The following is a 6,838-nucleotide window of genomic DNA, read 5'->3' as shown; positions in this document are numbered from 1 at the left end:
AAACGCGGTCAGGGCACCGGATACTCGGGCATCGAAAACCCGCTGTTCTTCAAAGAAAACACCCGCATGTTCTACGGCGACGCAAAGGCAAGCCTCGACAAACTACTGCCGATGATCGACTGAACGGGTCAGGATAACTATCGGAAAGGCGCCCCAGTGGGCGCCTTTTCTGTTTTTGGTGTATCCTGAATTGAAAAGGAGGTGCCCGATGGAAAAAGTGAACGGCATAGGCGGCGTGTTCTTTCGCGCTCGTGATCCCGAGACCTTGAGTGCGTGGTATGAAAAGCACCTGGGCGTAAATCACTATATCCCGGAGCCATGGAAACAGCGCGAGGGTTACACAGTCTTCGCCCCCTTTGCGCAGGACACCGCGTACTTCGGAAGATCCGAGCAGCAGTGGATGATCAATTTTCGTGTCGATGATCTGGCCACCATGATTGCACAGCTTGAAGCCGCAGGGATCAAGGTAGAAACTAACGCAGAGTGGGACAGTGAGGTTGGCAAGTTCGCGCGCATCCATGACCCAGAGGGCAACCCGATCGAGCTGTGGCAGCCAAATCAATGAGATAGCGGGTTTGTATACCGTAGTATCCTTGTAAGTATATGAAATAAAAAGAGAATTGATGAATTTAATAGGTGTCGTATAGTGCCTCGGACGAAACGGAGCCCAAGATGACGCCGATAGATGACCATCCGCTGCGCTATGCGCTGGCTAATGAATTGCACGCCCGTCCGTTTCCGGTGGCGGCAATGCCCTGTACTGTGGTCTTTCTTGCGATCAAGAAATCTGTTGCCGCCGTCGCACGGGATCGCCGCGAAGATCTGGATCACCTGATCGATCTTCTCGACCGCCACGGTGCTCAGCACCCGCAGCCGGACGCCACGCACTATGCCGGACAAATCGGCCGCCATTGGTTGAAGTGGGAACAACACACTGAGTTCGTGACCTATACGGCCATCGCCCAGAATGTCAGCGAGCGTGCGTTCAACCCGGCTGATTTTGAGGTTTTTCCCCCCGACTGGTTGATGGCCAGCCCCGGTCAGAGGGTCACTTCGGCCATGGTGCGTGTTGTCGAGCGTGAAGGCGACGAGGTGATCAAATCCAAGCTGTTGGATTGGTTCGAACCAGAAAGCCTAGCTGTTGCTCGGGTGCTGGATGACGCAGCTGTTTGTGCAAGTGATTTTCGTATCGATCCGGCAGGGCACATGCGGTTTGCGCTGTTTGTCGCGAATGGCACCGGTCGGCGCAGGACGGGACGGATCGTCCAGCGTTTGTGTGAGATCGAGACCTACAAGGCAATGTCCATGCTGGGTTTTGCGCGGGTCAAACAACTGATGCCTCGTATCGGAAAGCTGGATGAAAAGCTGACGCGCCTGATGGGGCAGATGACCGACAATTCTGCCCAGCCCGACGAGTTGCTTCAGGACTTGCTGTCGACCTCGATTGAACTGGAAACTCTTGCTGCGCAGTGTTCGTTCCGGTTCGGAGCCACGGGTGCCTATGAGGCCATCGTAAATCAGCGGATTGAGGTCCTGCGCGAAGAGCGTTTTGAAGGCGGTCAGAACTTCGCGGACTTTATGATGCGCCGATACGACCCGGCGATCCGTACGGTGAAATCCACGGAACGTCGCCTGCAAGCCCTTTCAGATCGGGCCATCCGTGCAGGGGAACTGCTGCGAACCCGCGTAGATGTTGAGCGCAGCGCGCAGAACCAGGCCCTGTTGGAAAGCATGGATCGCCGCGCCGATCTGGCCTTGCGCCTGCAGCACACGGTCGAGGGGCTTTCCGTGGTCGCGATTAGCTATTATGCCGTATCGCTGGTCAGCTATTTGCTCTACCCCCTGACGGGTGCCGGGATCAGTAAAGGGATGTTAAGCGCAGCGGTGACGATTCCGGTTGTCTTGGCGGTATGGTTTGCCGTTCGCAGGATTCGAAAGCGGTTGGAGTAGATCCGTATTTGCCTTTGGACCTGCGAGTTGTACAACAAACGCGTTTGACACCTGGGTCGAGGAATTCTCTGTGATTGGAATCGTGTCGGCGTGGCGGGCCGTGGCCGCCATGTTCATATTGAATGGCGCATTGTTCGGCATCTGGGCATCGCGCATTCCAGCTGTCCGGGACAAACTGGACCTGACGCATGAGACACTGGGATATGGCCTGTTGTTCATGGCGGCTGGCGCGGTGTGTTCATTTCCGATCACGGGCCGGTTGACCGACAGGTTCGGCGCGGTGGTTCTGACGCGGTACATTGCCGTTCTCTATACGGTTTCTTTGGTGCTTCTGGCCCTCGCGGGTAGCTTTTGGTCGCTTGCGGCTTTTTTGTTCGCATTCGGGGCTTTCCACGGCTCGATGGATGTGGCGATGAACGCCTGGGCAGCGGAGGTTGAGCAGGCGTACAAGAAACCCGTGATGTCATCCTTCCACGCGATGTGGAGCCTTGGGGCAGGATTGGGCGCCCTCAGCGGATTTGCCGCGGTGCAAGTGGGGCTGACAGTGATCCAACATTTTTTGCTGGCGGGCGGGATCGTCGTTGGGTTGGCATTGGCATTGTCATGGGTACGCTGGACATCGCGCCGCGCGGCCGTGTCCGGAGGCAAGGTTTTTGCACTACCTTCAGGCGCTTTGATCCTTGTGGGCTTCACTGCTCTGTGCGGAGCATTGGGGGAAGGTGCAGTGGCGGACTGGAGTGCGATTTTCCTACGGGACGTGACCGACGCCGCCGAAAGCATTGCGGCATTGGGCTATGCGGTATTCTCGGTAGCCATGGTTGCTTTCCGCTTGGCAGGCGGGTTTGTCATTGCGCGGTTTGGACCGGTGGCAACAGCGCGATTTGGCGGGGCTTGCGCCGCTTTGGGTGTGTTCTGTGTTGTGTCCGCTGCGGAGGCAGCGCTGGCATTGGCAGGTTTTGCGATGATGGGGGTCGGATACGCGGTGATCATGCCGTTGGCGTTCAGCCGGGCGGCAAGTGATCCCAATGTGCCACCGGGGCAGGCGATCGCCAGCGTCGCCACGCTGGGGTACGGAGGCCTGTTGATTGGCCCACCGCTTATTGGGTTTCTCGCAGAGATGCTTACATTGCGCGTAGCATTCACGGCGCTGTTGCCGCTGGCCGTATTCATTGTCCTGTTGGCGGGTTCGTTGCGACCTGCCGAAACAGATTGAAGTCATGGCGGGGTCATAGCGGTGCAGCAGGCCGGAAAACCAACAGTTAGGAGACCAACATGCCGATCAAAAACCGGTTCGCCGAGTTGCAGGGTGAAATCACCGAGTGGCGACGCGATATTCATGAAAACCCGGAAATCCTGTTCGAAACCCATCGCACCAGTGCTTTGGTCGCAGACAGGTTGCGGGACTTTGGCTGTGATGAAGTGGTGACAGGTATCGGCCGTACCGGAGTTGTCGGCGTGATCAAGGGCAAGACGGACACAAGCGGCAAGGTGATCGGGCTGCGGGCGGATATGGATGCGCTGCCGATCCACGAGGCGACCGGGCTGGACTATGCCTCAAAAACCGACGGCGCGATGCACGCCTGCGGCCATGACGGGCATACGGCGATGTTGTTAGGGGCCGCGAAATACCTGTCCGAGACGCGCAATTTTGACGGCACTGTGATTGTGATCTTCCAACCCGCCGAAGAAGGCGGCGGCGGTGGGCGCGAGATGTGCGAAGACGGCATGATGGACCGCTGGGGCATTCAAGAGGTCTACGGCATGCACAATTGGCCCGGCCGCCCGGTGGGCAGCTTCGCCATTCGGCCTGGGGCCTTTTTTGCGGCTACAGATCAGTTCGACATCACTTTCGAAGGCAAAGGCGGGCACGCCGCCAAGCCTCATGAAACGGTCGACTCCACTGTGATGGCTGCTCAGGCTGTCTTGGCGCTGCAGACCATTGCATCGCGCAATGCTGACCCGATTGATCGTCTTGTGGTTTCGGTCACGTCGTTTGAGACGTCGTCAAACGCGTTCAATGTGATCCCCCAATCGGTGAAGATCAAAGGGACCGTGCGCACGATGAGCAAGGATATGCGCGACTTGGCTGAAAAGCGCGTTCAGGAAATCTGCGCAGGTATCGCCACCACTTTTGGTGGTCAGGCCGATGTGACCTATTACCGGGGTTATCCGGTGATGGTAAACAGCGACGAGCAGACCGATTTTGCAGCGGATGTCGCGCGCTCGGTGTCTGGAAACTGTGACGAAGCGCCCTTGATCATGGGCGGTGAAGACTTTGCCTTTATGTTGGAAGAACGGCCCGGAGCGTACATCCTGGTTGGCAATGGCGATACAGCGGCTGTGCATCATCCCGAATATAATTTTAACGACGAGGCGATTCCGGCTGGATGCAGCTGGTGGGCCGGGATCGTAGAACAACGGATGCCCGCGGCCTGATGACGGCGTAGGGAAGCGAGGGGGTAGCCCCTCGCGCTCCACAGGATATTTATGGCCAGATGAAGGTGGACCCTTGCTGCGTCAGGTGAGGTTGAGCGTATCGCTCAGGGTGTTGATCACATCGTCCAACGCGGATTTCTGGTTGTTTACGCAGGATTTCGCGCCAGCCCGCGCTTTGTTCAGCGCGGTGTCGTCTGACACCCAATTCGCAACTGCATCCGCGAGTTGCGGGGCGGAATTGACCTCGGTCGCGCCGCCGCTTTCGATCAGTGGCGCGAAGGTTTCCGCAAAATTGAAGTACCCAGGACCAGTGATCACAGCGGCACCGACCTGTGCGGGCTCAAACGGGTTGTGACCGCCGATTTCCTTGAGCGAGCCGCCCAAGAACACGATAGGGCATAATGCGTACCACGTGCCGGTTTCGCCCAGTGTGTCAGCAACGTAAACTTGAGACTGCGGCGCGATCTTGTCGCCCTTGGTGCGGAAAGCAGCGGACTGCCCGGCGGACTCGAGCAGACCTGCAACCTCTGACCGTCGTTCGGGATGCCGGGGGATCAGCAGGAGCAGCAGATCGGGCCAGCGCTGCAACAGCTTGGCATGCGCGGCCAGAACCGTTTCCTCCTCACCTGCATGGGTCGAACTGGCGATCCAGACCGGGCGGTCGGCGATCTGAGCGCGGATATCGCTCAGTGTGGCCTGATCGACCGGCAGCGGGTCCGACATGGCTTTGAGGTTGGTGCCGGGCTGTACCCGATCGGGGCGTGCGCCCATGTAGATAAGATTTGCTGCAGTCTTGTCATTCTGGGTTAGGAACAGTGTGAAATGGTCCAGAATAAATCGCGCGGTTTGGGGTCGCTTCTTCCATCCCTCGACCGAGCGATCCGACAGGCGCGCGTTGAGCAGCGCTAGCGGAACCTCGCGGCGAGAGGCTTCGACAATCAGGCGCGGCCAGATTTCGCTTTCGACGAAAATGCCGGCGTCCGGGTGCCAGTGATCCAAAAAACGCTTCACCGGTCCGGCTGTGTCCAGTGGTGGGTATTGGTGGCGTGCGCGCGGTGGCATTCGTTTTTCGATCAGCGCGGCCGAAGTTGGGGTTCCGGAGGTAATCAGAAACTCAGCCTGGGGCAGGCGTTCGCCCAGACGTTTGATGAGGCTGATGACCGACAGAGTTTCGCCAACGCTGGCGGCGTGGAACCAGATCAGCTGCCCATCCGGGCGGGTTTGCGTGGCGTGGCCAAGGCGTTCCTGCTGGCGCGTTTCGGGAACGCCCGACGTCTGCAGCTTTTTGCGAACCATGCGCCATGCCAGCGGGGCCGCAACGGAAGTCAGGCCGCAATACAGCTTGTACAGCAGCGTTGGCTGGTCGGGGTTGTTTGGCACTTTAGCCGCCCGTGTGGCTCATGTGGCGGCTCATCTGGCCGTCGACCGCCTGACGGGAATAGTCGAAATCATGCCCTTTGGGCTTGAGGGTGATCGCGGACCTGATTGCCTCTTCCAATGATTTATCACTGTCGGGATGATCGCGCAGCGGCGCGCGCAGGTCGGCCATATCCTCTTGCCCAAGGCACATGTACAGCTCACCGGTGCAGGTCAGGCGCACGCGGTTGCAGCTTTCGCAGAAGTTATGCGACAGCGGTGTGATAAAGCCGATTTTCTGGCCCGTATCCTCAAGCCGTACATAACGCGCAGGTCCACCGGTACGTTCGGCCAGATCCGTCACGGAATAGTGGTTTTCATATTCCTTGCGCACATCTTCGAGAGACCAGTATTGGTCCAGGCGGTCTTCGTTTCCTATATCACCCATGGGCATGACCTCAATCCAGGTCAGATCCATGTCACGCTCGGCACACCATTCGGTGATCTTTGGCAATTCGGGTTCATTGAACCCTTTCAAGGCGACCGCATTGATCTTTACCCGCAGACCCGCTTTCTGCGCGGCGTCGATCCCGTTCAGCACCTGCTTGAGGCGTCCCCAACGGGTGACCTTGGCAAATTTGTCTTCGTCCAGCGTATCCAGCGATACGTTCACGCGACGAACACCGGCAGCGTAGAGATCATCGGCAAATCGGTGCAGTTGCGAGCCATTGGTGGTCAGCGTCAGCTCTTTCAGGGCGCCGCTGTCCAGATGTCGGGTCATCGAATTGAAAAACGTCATGATATTGCGGCGCACCAGTGGCTCGCCGCCGGTGATGCGCAACTTTTCAACGCCCATGTTCACAAAGGTCGAGCACATGCGGTCAAGCTCTTCCAGCGTCAGCAGGTCTTTCTTGGGCAGAAAGGTCATGTCCTCGGACATGCAATAGACGCAGCGGAAATCGCAGCGATCCGTGACGGAAACGCGGAGATAGGTGATGGCACGTGCGAACGGGTCGATAAGCGGAGCTGTCATGCGACATAGGTAAAGCTGCAACCGCCCTGCGACAAGGGCGAACTGCGCTTTGCGCTGGAACAG

7 protein-coding genes are annotated in these 6,838 nt (G+C 58.2%); 5 read left to right on the top strand and 2 right to left on the bottom strand.

Annotated features, from left to right (window positions below; all coding sequences use genetic code 11):
• The 5 genes from DK510_RS00595 to DK510_RS00575 all read left to right on the top strand — a co-directional run.
• Positions 1–123: NAD(P)(+) transhydrogenase (Re/Si-specific) subunit beta (locus tag DK510_RS00595; protein ID WP_160116413.1), on the top strand; the 123-nt coding region annotated here is incomplete at its 5' end.
• A gap of 85 nt (positions 124–208) precedes the next feature.
• Entirely contained in the window at positions 209–565 is a 357-nt protein-coding gene (locus DK510_RS00590) for a VOC family protein (protein WP_109310454.1), read from the top strand.
• A gap of 107 nt (positions 566–672) precedes the next feature.
• The gene (locus DK510_RS00585; protein WP_109310453.1) at positions 673–1,950 is read left to right on the top strand and encodes a DUF3422 family protein; all 1,278 of its coding nucleotides are present in this window, start codon (positions 673–675) and stop codon (positions 1,948–1,950) included.
• Between the two features lie 70 nt (positions 1,951–2,020).
• Positions 2,021–3,163: an MFS transporter gene (locus tag DK510_RS00580; RefSeq protein WP_109310452.1), complete on the top strand. Its 1,143-nt coding sequence runs from the start codon at positions 2,021–2,023 to the stop codon at positions 3,161–3,163.
• A gap of 59 nt (positions 3,164–3,222) precedes the next feature.
• The gene (locus DK510_RS00575; protein ID WP_109310451.1) at positions 3,223–4,386 is read left to right on the top strand and encodes a M20 aminoacylase family protein; all 1,164 of its coding nucleotides are present in this window, start codon (positions 3,223–3,225) and stop codon (positions 4,384–4,386) included.
• Between the two features lie 81 nt (positions 4,387–4,467).
• On the opposite strand, the gene DK510_RS00570 is transcribed toward DK510_RS00575, so the two are convergent.
• Both DK510_RS00570 and moaA read right to left on the bottom strand, forming a co-directional pair.
• Positions 4,468–5,766: a 3-deoxy-D-manno-octulosonic acid transferase gene (locus DK510_RS00570; protein WP_234998832.1), complete on the bottom strand. Its 1,299-nt coding sequence runs from the start codon at positions 5,764–5,766 to the stop codon at positions 4,468–4,470.
• A gap of 1 nt (position 5,767) precedes the next feature.
• Positions 5,768–6,775, bottom strand: coding sequence for a GTP 3',8-cyclase MoaA (moaA, locus tag DK510_RS00565; protein WP_109310462.1), 1,008 nt, complete (start codon positions 6,773–6,775; stop codon positions 5,768–5,770).
• Between the last annotated feature and the right edge of the window lie 63 nt (positions 6,776–6,838).

The sequence above is a fragment of the Ruegeria sp. AU67 genome (assembly GCF_900312795.1).
In the GTDB taxonomy this organism is placed as follows: domain Bacteria; phylum Pseudomonadota; class Alphaproteobacteria; order Rhodobacterales; family Rhodobacteraceae; genus Ruegeria; species Ruegeria atlantica.
This window is presented reverse-complemented; position numbering and strand designations above follow the sequence as displayed.

Excerpts from the sequence above, each read along its gene's own strand:
- DK510_RS00590 (WP_109310454.1), top strand. The coding sequence starts at position 209 with ATGGAAAAAGTGAACGGCATAGGCGGCGTGTTCTTTCGCGCTCGTGAT.
- DK510_RS00585 (WP_109310453.1), top strand. The coding sequence starts at position 673 with ATGACGCCGATAGATGACCATCCGCTGCGCTATGCGCTGGCTAATGAA.
- DK510_RS00575 (WP_109310451.1), top strand. The coding sequence starts at position 3,223 with ATGCCGATCAAAAACCGGTTCGCCGAGTTGCAGGGTGAAATCACCGAG.
- moaA (WP_109310462.1), bottom strand. The coding sequence starts at position 6,775 with ATGACAGCTCCGCTTATCGACCCGTTCGCACGTGCCATCACCTATCTC.